16 protein-coding genes are annotated in these 18,659 nt (G+C 44.2%); 8 read left to right on the top strand and 8 right to left on the bottom strand.

Features of this window, described 5'->3' with window-relative positions; all coding sequences use genetic code 11:
• Positions 1 to 24: 24 nt before the first annotated feature.
• The 5 genes from mtnN (at position 25) to R7P35_RS20255 (ending at position 4,179) form a co-directional block, all read left to right on the top strand.
• Positions 25 to 720 carry a 5'-methylthioadenosine/S-adenosylhomocysteine nucleosidase gene (gene mtnN, locus R7P35_RS20235; RefSeq protein WP_005381837.1) on the top strand — a complete coding sequence of 232 codons (696 nt, stop codon included), beginning with the start codon at positions 25 to 27 and terminating at the stop codon, positions 718 to 720.
• Positions 721 to 731: 11 nt separating this feature from the next.
• The gene (locus R7P35_RS20240; protein ID WP_064353626.1) at positions 732 to 1,685 is read left to right on the top strand and encodes a cobalamin biosynthesis family protein; all 954 of its coding nucleotides are present in this window, start codon (positions 732 to 734) and stop codon (positions 1,683 to 1,685) included.
• Entirely contained in the window at positions 1,685 to 2,506 is an 822-nt protein-coding gene (gene btuF / locus R7P35_RS20245; protein ID WP_025768416.1) for a vitamin B12 ABC transporter substrate-binding protein BtuF, read from the top strand. The genes R7P35_RS20240 and btuF overlap by 1 nt, the downstream gene beginning before the upstream one ends.
• 69 nt (positions 2,507 to 2,575) lie before the next feature.
• A complete protein-coding gene (locus R7P35_RS20250) occupies positions 2,576 to 3,196 on the top strand; it encodes a TRIC cation channel family protein (protein WP_005387377.1) in 621 nt (206 codons plus the stop codon).
• Between the two features lie 128 nt (positions 3,197 to 3,324).
• Positions 3,325 to 4,179: a LysR family transcriptional regulator gene (locus R7P35_RS20255; RefSeq protein WP_064353625.1), complete on the top strand. Its 855-nt coding sequence runs from the start codon at positions 3,325 to 3,327 to the stop codon at positions 4,177 to 4,179.
• Here the strand turns inward: R7P35_RS20255 and R7P35_RS20260 are convergent.
• Entirely contained in the window at positions 4,121 to 4,900 is a 780-nt protein-coding gene (locus R7P35_RS20260) for a TSUP family transporter (RefSeq protein WP_005381847.1), read from the bottom strand. The genes R7P35_RS20255 and R7P35_RS20260 overlap by 59 nt on opposite strands.
• A gap of 249 nt (positions 4,901 to 5,149) precedes the next feature.
• Here R7P35_RS20260 and R7P35_RS20265 point away from each other — a divergent pair, with 249 nt between their 5' ends.
• Entirely contained in the window at positions 5,150 to 6,064 is a 915-nt protein-coding gene (locus R7P35_RS20265) for a hypothetical protein (RefSeq protein ID WP_025768414.1), read from the top strand.
• On the top strand, positions 6,054 to 6,473 hold the full coding sequence (locus R7P35_RS20270) for a hypothetical protein (protein ID WP_155396149.1): 420 nt from the start codon (positions 6,054 to 6,056) through the stop codon (positions 6,471 to 6,473). The genes R7P35_RS20265 and R7P35_RS20270 overlap by 11 nt, the downstream gene beginning before the upstream one ends.
• Positions 6,474 to 6,548: 75 nt before the next feature.
• Here R7P35_RS20270 and carB read toward each other — a convergent pair whose 3' ends face one another.
• From carB to secA, 5 genes are all read right to left on the bottom strand, one after another.
• Entirely contained in the window at positions 6,549 to 9,782 is a 3,234-nt protein-coding gene (gene carB, locus R7P35_RS20275; RefSeq protein ID WP_005381854.1) for a carbamoyl-phosphate synthase large subunit, read from the bottom strand.
• Between the two features lie 16 nt (positions 9,783 to 9,798).
• On the bottom strand, positions 9,799 to 10,938 hold the full coding sequence (gene carA / locus R7P35_RS20280) for a glutamine-hydrolyzing carbamoyl-phosphate synthase small subunit (protein ID WP_017821483.1): 1,140 nt from the start codon (positions 10,936 to 10,938) through the stop codon (positions 9,799 to 9,801).
• Positions 10,939 to 11,419: 481 nt separating this feature from the next.
• Positions 11,420 to 12,229 (bottom strand): 4-hydroxy-tetrahydrodipicolinate reductase, encoded by an 810-nt coding sequence (dapB, locus tag R7P35_RS20285; protein WP_005381860.1) that lies wholly within the window; start codon positions 12,227 to 12,229, stop codon positions 11,420 to 11,422.
• A 110-nt stretch (positions 12,230 to 12,339) separates the two neighbouring features.
• The gene (mutT, locus tag R7P35_RS20290; protein ID WP_005381867.1) at positions 12,340 to 12,738 is read right to left on the bottom strand and encodes an 8-oxo-dGTP diphosphatase MutT; all 399 of its coding nucleotides are present in this window, start codon (positions 12,736 to 12,738) and stop codon (positions 12,340 to 12,342) included.
• A 155-nt stretch (positions 12,739 to 12,893) separates the two neighbouring features.
• Positions 12,894 to 15,623 carry a preprotein translocase subunit SecA gene (gene secA, locus R7P35_RS20295; RefSeq protein WP_213904800.1) on the bottom strand — a complete coding sequence of 910 codons (2,730 nt, stop codon included), beginning with the start codon at positions 15,621 to 15,623 and terminating at the stop codon, positions 12,894 to 12,896.
• Between the two features lie 407 nt (positions 15,624 to 16,030).
• Here secA and R7P35_RS20300 point away from each other — a divergent pair, with 407 nt between their 5' ends.
• A complete protein-coding gene (locus tag R7P35_RS20300) occupies positions 16,031 to 16,489 on the top strand; it encodes a DUF721 domain-containing protein (RefSeq protein WP_017821484.1) in 459 nt (152 codons plus the stop codon).
• A gap of 113 nt (positions 16,490 to 16,602) precedes the next feature.
• On the opposite strand, the gene lpxC is transcribed toward R7P35_RS20300, so the two are convergent.
• Both lpxC and ftsZ read right to left on the bottom strand, forming a co-directional pair.
• Complete coding sequence (gene lpxC, locus R7P35_RS20305; protein WP_005381871.1) at positions 16,603 to 17,520, bottom strand: UDP-3-O-acyl-N-acetylglucosamine deacetylase; 918 nt, start codon at positions 17,518 to 17,520, stop codon at positions 16,603 to 16,605.
• A 101-nt stretch (positions 17,521 to 17,621) separates the two neighbouring features.
• A partial coding sequence (ftsZ, locus tag R7P35_RS20310) for a cell division protein FtsZ (RefSeq protein WP_318092533.1) occupies positions 17,622 to 18,659 on the bottom strand: 1,038 nt, incomplete at its 5' end.

Here is an 18,659-nt window from a genome sequence, read left to right on the forward strand (position 1 = left end):
AAATATTTACTTAAAGAGAGTGTTATGAAAGTTGGTATCATCGGTGCGATGGAACAAGAAGTGACCATCCTGAAGCAAGCAATTACAAACTGCAAAACTGTAAATAAAGCAGGTTGTACGTTTTTCTCTGGTCAAATTAACGATGTTGAAGTCGTCGTACTACAATCGGGCATCGGTAAAGTTGCAGCGGCGGTGGGCACGACAATCCTTCTTGATGAATACCAACCAGACGTTGTGATTAACACAGGCTCTGCTGGCGGTTTCGATTCAAGCTTAAACCTTGGCGATGTAGTTATCTCTACAGAAGTTCGTCATCACGATGCAGACGTAACCGCTTTTGGTTATGAGATTGGCCAAATGGCCGGTCAACCAGCTGCATTCAAAGCGGATGACAAGCTAATGGACTTAGCCGAAAAAGCCCTAGCACAAATGGAAAACACTCATGCGGTTCGCGGCCTAATTTGTACTGGCGATGCGTTTGTTTGTACTGCTGAGCGTCAAGAGTTTATTCGTAAACACTTCCCGTCAGTTATCGCTGTAGAAATGGAAGCATCTGCTATCGCTCAAACTTGTCATCAATTCAACACTCCGTTTGTTGTTGTGCGTGCAATCTCTGATGTCGCTGATAAAGAATCACCAATGAGCTTTGATGAGTTCCTGCCTCTAGCAGCAAAAAGCTCTTCCGAAATGGTATTCAAAATGCTGGAACTCATTAAGTAAACGACTCATTCATGGAAGAAGTTTTTCAGTCATTTTATGCCAACGGTGCGCTCCTTATAATGTGGGGCGCACTGCTCTTGCACCTTCTAGTGCCAATCCCCCATTCAGCGCACCCCATCACTTTATGGCGAAAGCTAGCAGAACAGCTAGCCAACAAAGTGAACAATAATCACAATTACTCACAGAGTGTAATCTCAGGCAGTCTTGCACTAGGCTTGATACTGTTTCCTTGTTTGATATTACTGATTGCAGTAAAGCCATTTGTTTGGCAAATCCCTTTATATGAACTGGTTCTATTGATCCTTGCGCTAGACTGGCGCAACAGCGAAACGTTAACGAAACAGCTCGTAACTAGTATGTCTTCGGAAGACAAAGCTCAGTGTCGAGCATTACTGAGACCATACCTTAATCGCGATACTGGTAGCCTCTCGCTCGTTGGCATAGGTAAAGCTGGCTCAGAAACCCTGATTATGGCATACAGCCGCAACGTGATCGGTGTGCTATTTTGGTACGCACTAACAGGTGGTATTGGTGCGTTAATGTATCGACTCACAACAGAATTAGCGCGAGTGTGGTCCCCTAGCCGACGCCAATATTTGCCCTTTGGTAAACCTGTGATTCAACTGGTTGCTACTCTGGATATTATTCCACTTCGTCTCTTTGCCATACTTTTAGCTGCCGGAAAGAATACAAGTAATGTGCTCTCTGGAATACAACAGCAAGCGAAGTCTTGGCCCTTACCAGGACCTAGTTGGGTGTTATGTACTATCGGACACAAACTACAACTGTCTTTATGCGGCCCTGCTATCTATCAAGGTGTGCGTGCAGAGCGCGCAAAAATCGGTGGGCGCATTGCGCCATCGGCTATTCACCTTTCACAAATACATACGCTGCTCGTTTGGCGCGTCCTGGCTTGGATCGCAATCCAAAGTTTGCTTTTAGGAATAATTTATCAAGGATTATGATGAATAAATTATGCTTCGCATTAACGCTGTTTGTTTCGACAGCGACCGTCGCTCAACCCGCTCAACGCATTATAAGTTTAGCTCCACATGCCACCGAAATTGCCTTTGCTGCAGGGCTAGGAGACCAGCTTGTTGCTGTCAGCGAAATGAGCGATTATCCAGAACAGGCAAAGCAGCTAGAAAGAGTCTCAAATTATCAAGGAATTAAATTAGAGCGCATTATTGCTCTTCAACCGGACTTAGTGATTGCTTGGCCAGCCGGAAACCCCGCTAAAGAGTTGGAGAAAATTAAACAGTTCGGTATTCCTATCTATTACTCCACTACAGGTTCATTAGAAGATATCGCCAATAATATCGAGCAACTCAGCCAATACAGCGAAACTCCACAAGTAGGAAAAAAGGCCGCTGAAGATTTTAGAACGCAGCTGAGTACACTAAAAGAACAGTACAACACGAACGAGAAAGTTCGTTACTTTTATCAGTTGAGTGAAAAGCCTATCATCACTGTCGCCGGAAAGAACTGGCCAAGTGAAGTCTTTACTTTTTGCGGTGGTGAGAACATTTTCGCCGCATCCAGCGCGCCTTATCCTCAAGTTAGCATCGAACAAGTCATTACTCGCCAGCCAGAGGTTATTTTTACTTCTCGTCACGCAATGAGTAACGATGGTATGTGGGCTGAGTGGAGTAATGAGCTTCTTGCCCTTAAAAACAAACACATCTGGTCCCTAAACTCTGATTGGATTAACCGTCCGACACCACGCACATTGAACGCGATCAAGGAAGTGTGTGAGCACTTTAAAAGCGTTCGTCAAAAACGCTAACGATTTCGTGGCAAATACCGTACAATTTCCGCCCATTTTTTCTCACACTATTTAAAGGTACTAAGTAACATGGACTCCATGCTGCTTTATATGATCGATTTGTTCGGTACCGCTGTTTTCGCTATCTCTGGCGTATTACTGGCGGGCCGTTTAAAAATGGATCCATTCGGCGTTATCGTGCTCGGCAGTGTGACTGCTATAGGTGGCGGAACAATCCGAGACATGGCGCTTGGTGCCACTCCCGTATTTTGGATAACAGATACGACTTACTTATGGGTGATATTTGTTACGTGTCTACTAACCATGCTTGTTATTCGAAGACCCAAGCGACTCTCATGGTGGGTATTACCCGTTTGTGATGCCATCGGTCTCGCTGTATTTGTAGGAATAGGAGTAGAAAAGGCACTCGCCTACAATGCATCTGGGATGGTCGCGGTGATAATGGGGGTTATTACTGGCTGTGGCGGTGGCATTATACGAGACGTGCTGGCTCGCGAAGTTCCTATGGTATTAAGAAGTGAAGTCTATGCTACGGCATGTATTATTGGCGGCATCTTCCATACGATGGCGGTAAACATGGGTTATGACCACTCAACGGCTTTACTCGCTGGTGTAATCTCAACGCTCATTATACGTCTCGGTGCGATTCGTTGGCATCTATCCCTGCCAACTTTCGCCATTAACCGTTAAACACCAACAACATCACTCACCATGGAGTCGACCAAGTGTCGGCTCCTCTCATTTATGCTCATTTGATTCGCCAATTCTTGGGCAATTCGCTAAATTATCTCAACCATTCCTAACTTTCATTAATCATTATGTTGCTTGAAGGTATTGAAACGTTACTTGTCCTCAGTAAAGAAAAAACCATGAGCCGCACAGGCAGTCAACTCTATATTAGTCAATCTGCCGTGAGTAAACGTATTTCAAATCTAGAGAAGAAGTTAGGAAAAAAATTGATAGAGCCAAATGGTCGGCACATAAAGCTGACCTCCGATGGCCTTGCCCTCATAAACACAATAGAACCCACGTTCAATGAGTTAAGAGGAAAAATCCACGATCAACAACAAATAGAAGATACTTCTTTAATCAAAATGGACTGCTCTGAAACCTTAGTGGCGGGATACCTCAGCATGATCATGGCAGAACACTTTGCCCATGATCAGTACATACGAATATCGACCAATCATACGCCACGCATTATTGAGAATGTGAAATCAGGCAAAGCAACATTGGGATTTTGCGCTGGCTATCTACCACCTCATCATGGATTAATGAGCCTTCACCTCGCCGATGAACCTTTCTCAATTGTCAGTCGACATTCACTTTCACAACTACCTAAAGCTATTTTGACCAATGACTTAACTAACCCTGCCAACACATATCAACAAGCTATTTTATCCAAACACGGAATCGAACCTTTGATGGAAATGGATTCGTATACTGCGGCAGCACAACTGGCTTTGGGAGGTATGGCTCCCGCTTTAATCCCTAAATCTATCCTAACGACACTTAATATCACATCTAAGTTCTGCTATGACTTTGAAGAGCTAGATCAGTTAGTTCGACCAATACATATCTGCTTACGTCACAGCACATATCGTAGCGAACGAGTTAAAGCACTGACAGAATCCATTGCTGATGTTGTTGCCAAAGAAGTTTCGTTGCCATAAGCATCGACATCACTATAACTAGAGGACGAATCCATTTTTGTCCTTTACTTACCACGACCTTCGCTCCTAACTGAGCACCAAGAAAACCGCCAACAGCCATGGTTAAGCCAAGCTTCCACACAGGCAACCCAGCGAAGATAAAAAAGAGTAGTGCCGCAATGTTTGACGTGAAATTGAGAATTTTGGTTCTAGCAGTGGCTTCGACCAAAGAAAAGTGACCTAGTGCAACAAAACAAACAGTAAAAATAGATCCAGTCCCAGGGCCAAAAAAGCCATCATAGAAACCGATTCCGCCACCAATGCATAGCGCAAACATCGCTTCAGATAACTTTGGTTCTCCATCGATTTTTCGCGTACTTGGCGCGAGTAAAAAATAGAGGGAAATGGCTATCAAAAGAACAGGGATCAAACTGGTGAGTACGCTAGCATCAATAAACTGCACAGCCTCGGCACCGATTGCAGCGCCTATAAAAGTGCAGAGTATCGCAAAACGCATTTCCTTTAAGCTAACAATACCGTTACGCACGAAATACCAGCTAGCAGAGAAACTGCCAAACGAACTTTGTAACTTATTGGTCGCTAGAGCTTGAGTCGGACTCAACCCCGCAGCCAAAAGCGCAGGGAGCGTAATGAGCCCTCCCCCACCAGCCATCGCATCAATAAAGCCTGCGGCAGTCGCAACCAAAAATAAGGCCAACAAAATTTCAACCGTGATTTCCACTACACTTCCTTTTTGAAGAGGTATCAAAGAGGAAGAAACGGTAGCACTTATTCACAAAACTACCAATGGAAAGTCAAGACACCAATCTATTCCTAATTTTCATCAGTTAATAAATCTAGAGAATGATACATTAAAAATATCAATTACATCCAAATATAGAGCCTCACCTCAAGAGCCTCTTAATATTTTGATAGAAAAAGAAAATGCTGTCTTAATAGGAAATATTTAATCTGATAAAAAACGAAAATAATGGAAGCCTTACTGACTCGACCATCAATAAAAGAACAGCAATTACGCTTAAAAATCGAACAGATAGTGAATATTAATCAGCTATTCAGCGTTATTGACGCTAAACCAGAGACTAGCGGTGCGGGTGTAATTTATATTGATAACAAATTCACCGTTGTACGCTTAAGAGACTTTAAATCCACATGCCATATCAATCCTACCTTTATCATTCTACGAGAACCGATAAAATTACAATCATCTCAAGAATTTGCAAAAAAAATAAAACAGGAAGAGTCAAAATCAAGATTCAATCAAGAGCTTCTATCAGCGAGCATTAGCTGTATTGGTGCAGCGATTGGCTGGATTGGGGTAGTTGGTTCGGGGCTAACAATACCAGTAAGTGGTCCTGTGGGCGTAACTATGTCCTATATCTCACACGCCGCTACTGTTGCTGCCACAGCTCAATGTGCTATTGGAGTAGCAAGAACCCGTATGGTATCTAAATCACCAGACAAATTATCGGATATAGACAGTAATGAGTGGTATCAAAATACAACTAAAGCTTTAGATTACATCTCCTTAGCTGGAGCGGGCGCTAGTGGATATCAAACGATAAAAATGGTTCAATCTCTTAAGCAAACCACTAAGAAAGGCGTTCCCGAGATTCTAAAAGGCTTAAACAGACAAGAAAGAACAAGATTAACTAAAGAAATCATCCGTAAAAACCTTCCGAGCATTTCGAATAAAGCTCGTAAACAGCTAATGTTGTCAGGAGAAATTCCTAAGAGGTATTCACAAGCAACAATATCCGCATCCATTTCTCATCAGCTTCTAGATGCAATTGGAGGCTCAATTAGCATAGTAGGAAGCGGTTATTCGGGAGAGTTAAGAAATCTTGCTATTGGAATCTATGAGGAATTGAAAGTTGAATACTAAATCAATTAGCATAGCAAACATCTCACTAAGTATATGTTTATACTTGGCATTGACTATTGGTCTGGCTATTAGCTTAAGCATTTGGAATGACTGGTTTTCTTTCACTCAACACATTGCTCTAGATACTTACCTCCTTACATTGGGAGCTATTACGGTTGTTGTTGTATGCATTCCAAACATTCTGACAATAAGCAAAGGATTAAGTGTTGCTGCAAAAATAAACTTACTTACTATCTCTTTTATCATTCTCACTTGCAGCATTAATTTTGTTGTAGCAAATGGTAGTACTATTTCTTCATCTTTGGGTACATTGCTTGCCATCATTAGCTTAATGATCTTCAAAAGCGAAGCATACCAATCGTTCCTAGCACACTTTAATGCTCTTCATTTTAGAAAAACCTCGATATAAAAAAGCCCGCTCAAATGAGCGGGCAATGAGGTTGTCATGTAAGTCCTGATTAATGAGCTTACTGATTTTTATCTGTTACGCGTCTAGACTCGCTTTCACTTTAGCGTGTAACTCTTGAACCGAAGTTACTGACGCTTTTGCGTCTGCAGTATGAGACATACATGTAGCGAACGCTGCATTCAGTGTCGTTGTGTAGTTCACTTTTTCAGCCAGTGCACCACGGCGTAGAACTTTCGAATCTTCAATCGCTTGACGACCAGCAGCCGTGTTTACGATGTAGGTGTATTCGTTGTTCTTGATGCGGTCAAGAATGTGTGGACGACCTTCGTGTACTTTGTTTACCAAACGTGGGTTAATACCCGCTTCGCCCAGAATTACAGCTGTACCGTGTGTCGCATCCAACTGGTAACCCAGTTTCACTAACTTAGAAGCTAGGTCAACAACACGCTCTTTATCACCTTCACGTACAGACAGTAGCGCACGACCACCTTCAGGATAAACCGCACCACAACCTAGCTCTGCTTTCGCGTAAGCTTCTGCGAACGTTGCACCCACACCCATTACTTCACCTGTTGAGCGCATTTCAGGGCCCAATAGAGGGTCAACACCAGGGAATTTGTTGAACGGCAGAACCACTTCTTTCACTGAGTAGTAAGGAGGGATAATCTCTTTAGTAAAGCCTTGTGACTCTAGAGATTGACCCGCCATTACACGTGCAGCGATTTTCGCTAGAGGAGCGCCTGTCGCTTTCGATACGAATGGTACCGTACGAGCAGCACGAGGGTTCACTTCAATTAGATAAACGTCGTTATCTTTCACAGCAAACTGCGTGTTCATCAAACCGCGCACACCGAGTTCGAATGCTAACTTCTCAACTTGCTCACGCATCTTGTCTTGAATTTCCTGACTTAGCGTGTATGCAGGCAGTGAACATGCAGAGTCACCAGAGTGAACACCCGCTTGTTCGATGTGCTCCATGATACCGCCGATAACGACGCGTTCACCGTCACAGATAGCATCAATATCAACTTCGGTTGCATCATCCAAGAAACGGTCTAGCAGAACTGGAGACTCGTTCGATACGCTTACTGCTTCGTTGAAGTAGCGACGCAGGTCTTGCTCGTCGTATACGATTTCCATCGCACGACCACCGAGTACATAAGATGGACGAACAACTAATGGGAAGCCAATTTCTTTCGATTTCTCAACCGCTTGCTCCATCGTTGTTACTGTCGCGTTTTCTGGCTGAAGTAGACCTAAACGGTCAACAGCGGCTTGGAAGCGTTCACGGTCTTCCGCACGGTCGATAGCATCTGGGCTAGTACCAATGATTGGCACACCAGCCGCTTCTAGAGCACGAGCCAGTTTAAGTGGCGTTTGACCACCGTACTGAACAATCACACCTTTTGGTTTTTCAACGCGAGCGATAGACAGTACATCTTCCAGAGTTACTGGCTCGAAGTACAGACGATCAGACGTATCGTAGTCAGTAGATACCGTTTCTGGGTTACAGTTAACCATAATGGTTTCGTAACCGTCTTCACGCAGCGCAAGTGATGCATGAACACAACAGTAATCGAATTCGATACCTTGGCCGATACGGTTTGGACCGCCACCAAGAACCATGATCTTATCTTTGTCTGTTGGGTTTGCTTCACATTCTTCATCGTAAGATGAGTACATGTAAGCCGTGTCAGAAGAAAACTCTGCTGCACATGTATCCACACGTTTGTAAACCGGATGAATATCAAACTGCTCACGAGCACGGCGAATTTCACTTTCAGCGACACCAAGCAATTTAGACAAGCGAGCATCAGAGAAGCCTTTGCGTTTCATCTGACGAAGCACTTCTTTGGTCAAACCTGCGTAGCCGCCCGCCTTGACTTGTTCTTCGAGTTTTACAATTTCTTCGATTTGAACCAGGAACCAGCGGTCGATTTGAGTCAAGTTGAACACACCGTCGACTGACATACCCGCTCGGAATGCATCGGCGATGTACCAGATACGCTCTGCACCTGCTTCTTTAAGTTCGTGACGAATCTTAGTCAGTGCATCTGGCGCTTCCAGATCGACCATCTCATCAAAACCAGTTGCGCCAACTTCTAGGCCACGCAGTGCTTTGTGAAGAGATTCTTGTTGGTTACGACCAATCGCCATTACCTCACCAACCGATTTCATCTGAGTTGTCAGACGATCGTTTGCACCAGCAAATTTCTCGAAGTTAAAGCGAGGGATCTTAGTTACGACGTAGTCGATAGTTGGTTCAAATGACGCAGGTGTTGCACCACCTGTGATGTCGTTTTGTAGTTCGTCTAGCGTAAAGCCAACAGCCAGTTTCGCGGCAATTTTCGCGATTGGGAAGCCTGTTGCTTTTGATGCTAGCGCAGAAGAGCGAGATACACGTGGGTTCATCTCGATGATGACCATACGACCATCTTTCGGGTTGATACCAAACTGTACGTTTGAACCACCTGTTTCAACACCAATCTCACGTAGAACGGCTAGCGATGCATTACGCATAAGCTGGTATTCTTTGTCAGTCAGTGTTTGTGCTGGAGCAACCGTGATTGAGTCGCCCGTATGGATACCCATTGGGTCAAAGTTCTCGATTGAACATACGATGATACAGTTGTCCGCTTTGTCACGAACGACTTCCATTTCGTACTCTTTCCAACCGATTAGTGACTCATCGATAAGAAGTTCGTTGGTCGGAGATAAGTCCAGACCGCGACGACAGATTTCTTCGAACTCTTCTTTGTTGTACGCGATACCACCACCAGTGCCACCCATGGTGAACGATGGACGAATGATACAAGGGAAGCCAACCATATCTAAAACTTTGTAAGCTTCTTCCATGCTCTTCGCTGTATCTGCGCGAGGACACTCAAGGCCGATAGACTTCATCGCTTTATCAAAACGAGAACGGTCTTCCGCTTTGTCGATTGCATCAGCCGTTGCACCAATCATCTCTACGCCAAACTCTGCGAGAACGCCGTGCTTCTCTAAATCTAACGCACAGTTAAGTGCTGTCTGACCACCCATAGTTGGCAGAACTGCATCAGGACGTTCTTTCTCGATGATCTTGCGTACAACTTCCCACTGAATCGGCTCGATGTAAGTCGCATCTGCCATCTCTGGGTCAGTCATGATGGTTGCTGGGTTAGAATTAACCAGGATAACTCGGTAACCTTCTTCGCGAAGAGCTTTACACGCTTGTGCGCCAGAGTAGTCAAACTCACATGCCTGACCGATAACAATCGGACCAGCACCAAGAATTAGAATACTTTGAATGTCAGTACGTTTTGGCATTATCTACTACTCCGAATTAAGCGCTGTGTTTTTTGATTAGTTCGATAAAGTGGTCAAATAGCGGTGCCGCGTCATGTGGACCAGGGCTCGCTTCTGGGTGACCTTGGAAGCTAAATGCTGGCTTGTCTGTGCGGTGGATACCTTGCAAAGAGCCATCAAATAGCGATACGTGAGTAGCACGTAAGTTTTCCGGTAATGTTGCTTCATCTGCCGCAAAGCCGTGGTTTTGCGAAGTGATCATCACAACGTTACGCTCTAAATCTTTTACTGGGTGGTTTGCACCGTGGTGACCAAACTTCATTTTCACCGTTTGAGCACCTGATGCTAGCGCCAGAATTTGGTGACCTAGACAAATACCAAAAATTGGCAGGCCTTTTTCTAGGAACACTTTGGTTGCTTCAATCGCGTAAGTACATGGTTCTGGGTCACCAGGGCCGTTCGATAAGAATACGCCATCTGGATTTAGTGCCAGAACTTCTTCCGCTGACGTTTCTGCAGGTACAACCGTTAAGCGGCAGCCGCGGTCAACCAACATTCGTAAGATGTTGCGTTTTGCGCCAAAGTCGTAAGCGACAACGTGGTATGGCAGCTCGCTGTCATCTTTCGCCTCTGGAAGTCCACCTTCAAGCGTCCACGAACCTTGCTTCCATTGATACGCTTCTTTTGTTGTAACTTCTTTCGCAAGGTCCATTCCTTTTAAGCCTGGGAATTCTTTTGCTTTCGCTAGTGCCAAAGCTTCGTCTAGGTTGTTGCCCGCAACAATACAGCCGTTTTGAGCACCTTTTTCACGCAGGATACGAGTGAGCTTACGAGTATCGATATCAGCGATGCCAACGATATTTTGAGACTTAAGATAATCAGAGAGGGATTGTTCGTTACGGAAGTTAGAAGCGATTAGAGGAAGATCGCGAATCACAAGGCCTTGTGCATGAATGGAAGAGGATTCTTCATCTTCGGAAGTGGTTCCGGTATTGCCAATATGAGGATAAGTGAGAGTGACGATTTGCTGAGAATAGGAAGGATCAGTGAGGATTTCTTGATACCCCGTCATCGAGGTATTAAAAACGACTTCACCAACGGAAAGACCATCTGCCCCTATGGACACTCCGCGGAACACTGTCCCATCTTCTAGGACCAACAGTGCTAATTTACCCAAGACAACCTCCAGAATAAAAATGCAAAAAAAATAAATCAAACTGCAAACATGCCTTCCTTTACCTATAAAATCTACATAAATAGGTATTTCAGACAAATTGGCGGTATTCTAAAGTTGGACTCGAAACCTGTCAACCTACAATCAAAAATAAATGATTAATTTCTAGCGAGTAAGGTCATTTTGAATCAGTAAGGCCCAAAAAGATAACTTTTACATGCTATTACATAGAGAGGCATAGAGGTTTAATGAATTTTACAAATTTGAACTTTTTAGAGATCACAAAAAAGTATGAGTTTTTCACGCAAACGTTCACCCAACAAAAAAGACATTAGTTTTTAGACATCAAAACCCAAAACACCCACAAAACAACCAAAACAACAACAAAAGTAAGCACCAAAATACTTTCTGTTAGAATCATTTCATTTACAACTAATTCTATAGATATAAAAAAGCCGGCTACCGCCGGCGAATAATTATGTATTTAGAGTTCATTCAATCCCAAAACATCTGTCATGGTATAAAAGCCCGCTGGTTTGGCACTCAACCAAACAGCGGCCTTGACGGCGCCATTAGCAAACGTCATACGATCGGTCGCTTTGTGCGTTATCTCCACTCGTTCCCCGATATCAGCAAACATGGCTGTGTGCTCACCGACAATATCGCCAGCGCGAATTGTAGCAAAGCCGATCTCATCTTTAGTACGTTCACCTGTGATACCTTCTCGCGCATAGACAGCTACATCATTCAGCTTGTTGCCCATCGCACCAGCAATGGCTTCGCCCATCCCGATAGCGGTACCAGAAGGAGCATCAACTTTATGACGATGATGTGCTTCGACAATCTCAACATCACAGTAGTCGCCCATCACTTTGGCTGCTTTCTCAAGAAGCTTAAATACTAGGTTCACACCAACAGAGTAGTTAGGAGCCATGACAACAGGCACTTGCTTAGCGGCTTCGTCAATCAGTTCACGCTCTGCATCACTGAAACCAGTCGTCCCAATCACAATACTCTTTCCATGCTTCTTACACAGTTCAAGATTCGCCAACGTACTTACTGGGGCAGTAAAATCGATGATTACATCAAAATTATCGACGTCTTTAGCAAGATCATCCGTTAAGAACACATCGAATTTGCCTTCACCACAAAGTTCACCGATATCGACACCGACAAGTGAGGACTCAGGTCGTTCTGATCCCGCGCTCACTGTCGCCTCTGGGTTAAGGTGTGAAGCTTTAACCAAATTACGGCCCATTCGGCCTGCTGCTCCTGCGATTGCAATACGAACCATTGCGCTTTCTCTCCTTCTCTGGATAACGAGGTTTGCTCTCGTTCTCTCGTTTCGCTTAATCTGTTTAAACTAACAACATACCGTGGTTACCACAAGCAAGTTCATCAGGCTTAAGCGAACTCTTTTACGACACGCACCAAGATAGGCACGTTCGCTTCAGGAAAGGCATAGTTACCCAATTCTCTTATCTCAACCCAGCGACCTTCTTGACCTTCTCGGCCGTAAGGCTCATTACTGAACTTAGATACCGTAATAAAATCAAACTTAAGTGATTTGTCTGGATAGTCATATTCCAAATGCTCGAAAAGGGCTTGCTCAGTAACTTCAATTCCTACCTCTTCTTCAAGTTCTCTTGCTAGAGCATGTTCAATACTTTCTCCTGACTCGACTTTCCCGCCGGGAAACTCCCAAAACCCGCCTTTATGCTTGTCGTCTGGACGCTTTGTAATAAAAATTTTTGATTTGTCTTGGTTAAAAATAATAGCCGCGACTATGTGAATTCTTTTCATAGGGGTTCCTAACTCTCAAGCCGTTACACTTCAACGGTCTTTGAATCTCTAAAACTATCCGATGCTATCAAAACTTATGAAATTCGACAGCCACAGAATTTGCTTAAAAAAAGAGCCGCCTAGGCGACTCTTTAAAAAATTATCTGACTAATACGTTAGTCGATTTTGCCGTGGCACTGTTTATACTTCTTACCACTACCACAAGGGCAAGGCTCATTGCGACCTACTTTGCGTTCATCACGTACCATTGGCTGACTTGAACCTTCTTCAGATTCTTCACCTTCAGAAAGAGGGTTTTGTGCTGCTGCGTGTTGCGCTTGAGCACGACGAGCGGCCTCTTCAGCTTGCGCACGACGTTGCTCTTCCATACGTTCAACTTCTTCTTGTTGCTGAACTCGAACGCGAGATAGAACAGTAATCACATCAGTTTTCAGCGCTTCTAGTAGACCTTCAAACAGTTCAAACGATTCACGCTTGTATTCCTGTTTCGGGTTCTTCTGCGCATAGCCGCGTAAGTGAATACCCTGACGCAAGTGATCCATTGCTGCCAAGTGATCTTTCCAAAGCGTATCCAGAGTTTGAAGCATAACCGATTTCTCGAAGTTACGAAGCACTTGCGCACCCACCACTTCCTCTTTCTCTTTGTACACTTCAACGGCTAGATTGATGATCTTCTCGCGTAGCGCCTCTTCGTAAAGCTTATCGTCTTCTTCAAGCCATTGCTTCACTGGCGCATCAAGATCGAAGTCTGCTTTCAAGCGCTCTTGCAGACCTTCAACGTCCCACATATCTTCTAGTGATTGTGGCGGGATGTACTCATCAATAACCGCGGTTAGCACATCTTCACGGTTTTGCTCGATCATACCGCTGATGTCTTCAACGTTCATCAATTCGTCGCGCAGCTCGTAGACAACCTTACGCTGATCGTTCGCCACATCATCGTATTCTAGTAGCTGCTTACGGATATCAAAGTTACGACCTTCCACTTTGCGCTGTGCTTTTTCAATTGAGCGAGAAAGCATTTTCGATTCAATAGCTTCACCTTCTTCCATACCACTTTGAATAAGGCTCGCCATACGATCAGAAGTGAAAATACGTAACAAAGAGTCTTCCATAGATAGGTAGAAGCGCGATGAACCCGCATCACCTTGACGACCAGAACGACCACGTAGCTGGTTATCAATACGGCGAGATTCGTGGCGCTCAGTACCAATGATGTGTAGACCACCAGCATCTAGTACTTGATCATGTACCACTTTCCACTCTGCTTTAATCGCATCGATTTGTTCTTGAGTTGGGTTCTCCAAAGCTTCCACTTTTGATTGCCAACTACCGCCAAGCACAATGTCCGTACCACGACCGGCCATGTTGGTCGCGATAGTTACCGCACCAGGCATACCCGCTTCAGCGACAATTTCCGCTTCCTTCTCATGGAATTTTGCATTCAATACGTTGTGTTTGATCTTAGCCTTCTTCAATGCGTTAGAAAGAAGTTCTGATTTTTCAATCGATACGGTACCAACCAATGTTGGCTGACCTTTCGCAACGCGCTCTTTGATATCTTCAATGATTGCAGCAAACTTCTCAGCTTCGGTACGGTACACTACATCCGGCATATCGTTACGAATCATTGGTTTGTTGGTTGGGATAACCACCGTTTCCAAGCCATAAATAGATTGGAACTCAAACGCTTCAGTATCCGCAGTACCTGTCATACCAGACAGTTTTTCGTATAAGCGGAAATAGTTCTGGAAGGTAATCGAAGCCAAAGTTTGGTTTTCGTTTTGAATCTTAACGCCTTCTTTCGCTTCTACTGCTTGGTGAAGACCTTCAGACCAACGACGACCTGGCATTGTACGACCAGTATGTTCATCAACAATTACTACTTCACCTTCGTCAGTAACGATGTAATCAACGTTGCGCTCAAACAACACATGAGCACGCAAAGCGGCATTCACGTGATGTAACATGCTGATGTTAGTCGGAGAGTAAAGTGTGTCACCCTCTTCCATAAGACCATTTTTCACCAACAGTTCTTCAACGTACTCTTGGCCCGTTTCTGTGAGGTATACTTGCTTTGATTTCTCATCAACAGTGTAGTGACCATCACCACGATATTCTTCAGAGTCTTCTTTGTCTTGCTTTTTAAGATGCGGGATCAAAAGGTTGATTCGGGTGTATAGCTCAGAGCTATCTTCAGCAGGACCAGAAATGATTAAAGGGGTACGAGCTTCATCAATTAGGATTGAGTCCACCTCATCGACAACTGCAAAGAAGCGTTCACGTTGTACGCGATCTTCGCTACGGAAAGCCATATTGTCACGAAGGTAGTCAAAACCAAATTCATTGTTCGTTCCGTACAAGATGTCAGCTTGGTACGCTTCTTTTTTCTCTTGAGGAGGCATGTTTGGCACGTTTACGCCAACAGTCATACCTAAAAATTCAAACAGAGGGCGGTTTGTCTCTGCATCACGTTTAGCTAGATAATCGTTCACTGTTACAATATGAACGCCTTTACCAGCTAGGGCATTTAGGTAAGCAGGGAGCGTTGCCGTCAGCGTTTTACCTTCACCCGTACGCATTTCAGCGATTTGACCCGCATTTAGAACCATACCACCGATAAGCTGGACGTCGAAGTGGCGCATACCGTAGACACGCTTAGATGCTTCACGAACCGTAGCAAAAGCTTCTGGAAGTAGTTTATCAAGAGTTTCACCCTTCTCTAGGCGCTCACGGAACTCAACCGTCTTTGCTTTTAACTCTTCGTCACTTAGAGCTTCGAATGTTGGCTCAAAGTTATTAATTTCTTTTACAATTTTTCTAAGGCGGCGCAGTGTTCGGTCGTTGCGACTGCCAATCACTTTTGTCAGTAGCTTAGTTATCATTTTTCGTGAATCTCTCTTTATTCAGACCGTTCCCGATCTACTCATAATGCCTTCAGTCTCTGCCAGTTTGGAACTAAGAATACTGAGATAAATCATTTATCAAAGATATTGAGTTCAAACATCCATATTTCAAGGCTAAGTTTTGAAACAATGTGGCTTAGTGTAAGGATTTTTAATCGATACAACCATAAATAGACGTATTTGTTTGAAGCACTCTGAAGTTTTTACTTAAAGTGGTGACTGATTAGCCGATATTGCATACCGCAATATGTGTAATCCATCCAGAGCAAACTTTGCTTTTTACCTTGCTACATTGTAAAACTGAAGCTAAAGACGTTAATGTAAACTATACCTTGATAGAAAGCTGCTCTAGAATAGCTATATCTCAACAAAATTAGATTTTACCTATGCGTGATCACCGTCCAACCTCGACTGAAGATGTTATTGCTGAGTCACAGTTCAAGCAGATTCAAGAACATGCTGGAGAAATCTTACAGCTTAACCAAGCTTTGCAAGAGGTCTTACCCACGGGGACGGCCGATCATTGCCGAGTAGCGAATGTTCGTAACGGCCATCTATTGATCGATGTCTCTAGTGCCGCGATCAAAATGAAGATCGATTACGATCGCCTCATGATCCTAAATAAACTTCGTACTCAAGGCTTTGCCAAGCTGATGAGCGTTGAAGTGAGGATCAATCCTTCACTATATCGAAACCGCTTTCAACAAGACGACAGACCTAAGCGTCCACCACTAACCGCATCTGCAGCAAAGTCATTAATGACGATTGCCGACATGGCGCCACCGAAAATTCAAGAGCGTTTAAAACGATTAGCCGATATAGCAGAAAAGGAAGATCGTAAGTGAACGTTATTTCAATATGCTGAAAACTTGAATGTTATTGATAAATCCAGGATTAAAGCCAAATAGCAAAAAACCAGGCATAAGCCTGGTTTTTTATTAATTCTAATGCCAAGTATTTACGCAAGCACCATATTTGGTTCTGCGAATGCTACTGGTGAGCCGACTTCTTCTTCGAATGTAGTCCACTCCCACGCTTCCTGATCTGCAAGAACAGCACGTAACAGTTGGTTATTTAAACCGTGGCCAGATTTAAAGGCACGGAATTCACCAATGATTGGGTGGCCACACATGTAAAGGTCACCAATCGCATCCAACACTTTGTGAGTCACAAACTCATTTTCAAAGCGTAGACCTTCTTCATTAAGAATACGGTAATCATCCAAAACGATAGCATTGTCAAAACTACCACCCAAAACTAGGTTTTGAGATTGTAGATATTCGATATCACGCATAAAGCCAAACGTACGTGCTCGAGAAATCTCACGAACAAAGCCTTTTGACGAGAAATCAAACAGCAAACGTTGCTCGTCTGATTCAATCGCTGGGTGATTAAACTCAATTTCGAAGTCCATACGGAAGCCGTTAAATGGTACAAATTCTGCCCATTTATCACCATCTTCAAAACGAACTGGCTTTTTGATGCGGATGAAGCGTTTTGGCGCATTTTGCGTTTCGATACCTGCTTGTTGTAGCAAGTATACAAATGGGCTTGCACTACCATCCATGATCGGAATTTCAGGTGCGTCTACTTCGACAACAATGTTATCGATGCCCATACCAGCAAGTGCCGCATTCAAGTGCTCAACAGTTGAAATACGCACACCTTCATCGTTTACCAATGCAGTACAAAGCATGGTGTCACGAACCGAAGCTGGATCAGCTGGAAAATCTACAGGTGGATTTACATCTGTACGACGGTAAATGATACCTGTATTTGCAGCAGCCGGGCGCAGAGTAAGTGTGACTTTACGACCAGAGTGGAGACCCACACCAGTTGTTTTCACTATTTCTTTCAGAGTACGTTGTCTGATCATCTGCTTGCCTCTCAAAAATTTGCTACAAAACACGGCCGTCTGTAACGTCGACCGTGAATGCTACCATAATTTTGAGCCATGTCAAATTTATGGGTTAAAGATTAATCAGCCTGACGACGCAAAAATGCCGGTATATCTAAATAACCACTTTCCTTTTCTTGCTTTGGAGCCGCAGAACTTTGGCTCGACGAAGCTGGAGAAGAAGGAGCAGTGTTTGTCGGCTGAGGAGTTACCTGTGGCTTCTCTTGCACTTGATTATTTTGCAAGGTCTGTGCCGGTTTTTCTTCAGCTTGCGTTGCCGCTGCTTGTTGCTGTGGTTGAGCTTGCGGCGTCGGTGCGACTTTAGCTTTACCACCCGCAACTAGCGTGATATCTGGCTTTTTCTCATTACCAATACCTGTCGCTACAACTGTTACGCGGATTTCGTCAGTCATATCAGGGTCTAGAGAAGTACCGATAACAACAGTCGCATTGTCAGAAGCGAATGCCTTCACTGTATTACCAACCGTCTCAAACTCGTCAAGACGCATATCCAGACCAGCAGTAATATTGACAAGAACACCACGAGCGCCCGCTAGATCGATGTCTTCCAGAAGTGGGCTAGAAATTGCCATTTCAGCCGCTTCTTCAGCACGGTCTTCACCTTTGGCGATGCCGCTACCCATCATTGCGTGACCCATTTCAGACATTACAGTTCTTACGTCCGCAAAGTCGACGTTGATCATGCCAGGGCGAGTAATTAGCTCAGCAATACCTTGAACGGCATTCTTAAGAACATCGTTAGCGCTTGCAAAAGCTTCTAGTAGTGTTACACCACGACCAAGTACTTTAAGTAGCTTTTCGTTTGGAATCGTGATCAAAGAGTCAACATGCTTAGAGAGCTCATCGATACCTTGCTCAGCAAATGCCAAACGCTTTTTACCTTCAAAACTAAACGGTTTAGTTACTACCGCTACTGTTAGAATGCCAAGCTCTTTAGCCACTTCAGCAATAACAGGCGCTGCACCAGTACCGGTACCGCCACCCATACCAGCTGCGATAAACACCATATCGGCGCCAGTCAGGGAATCTTTAATTCGATCTCTGTCTTCGAGAGCTGCGTCACGGCCAACCTGTGGATTAGCACCTGCACCCAGACC

It is taken from the genome of Vibrio sp. Vb0304 (assembly GCF_033338995.1).
GTDB lineage: Bacteria > Pseudomonadota > Gammaproteobacteria > Enterobacterales > Vibrionaceae > Vibrio > Vibrio alginolyticus.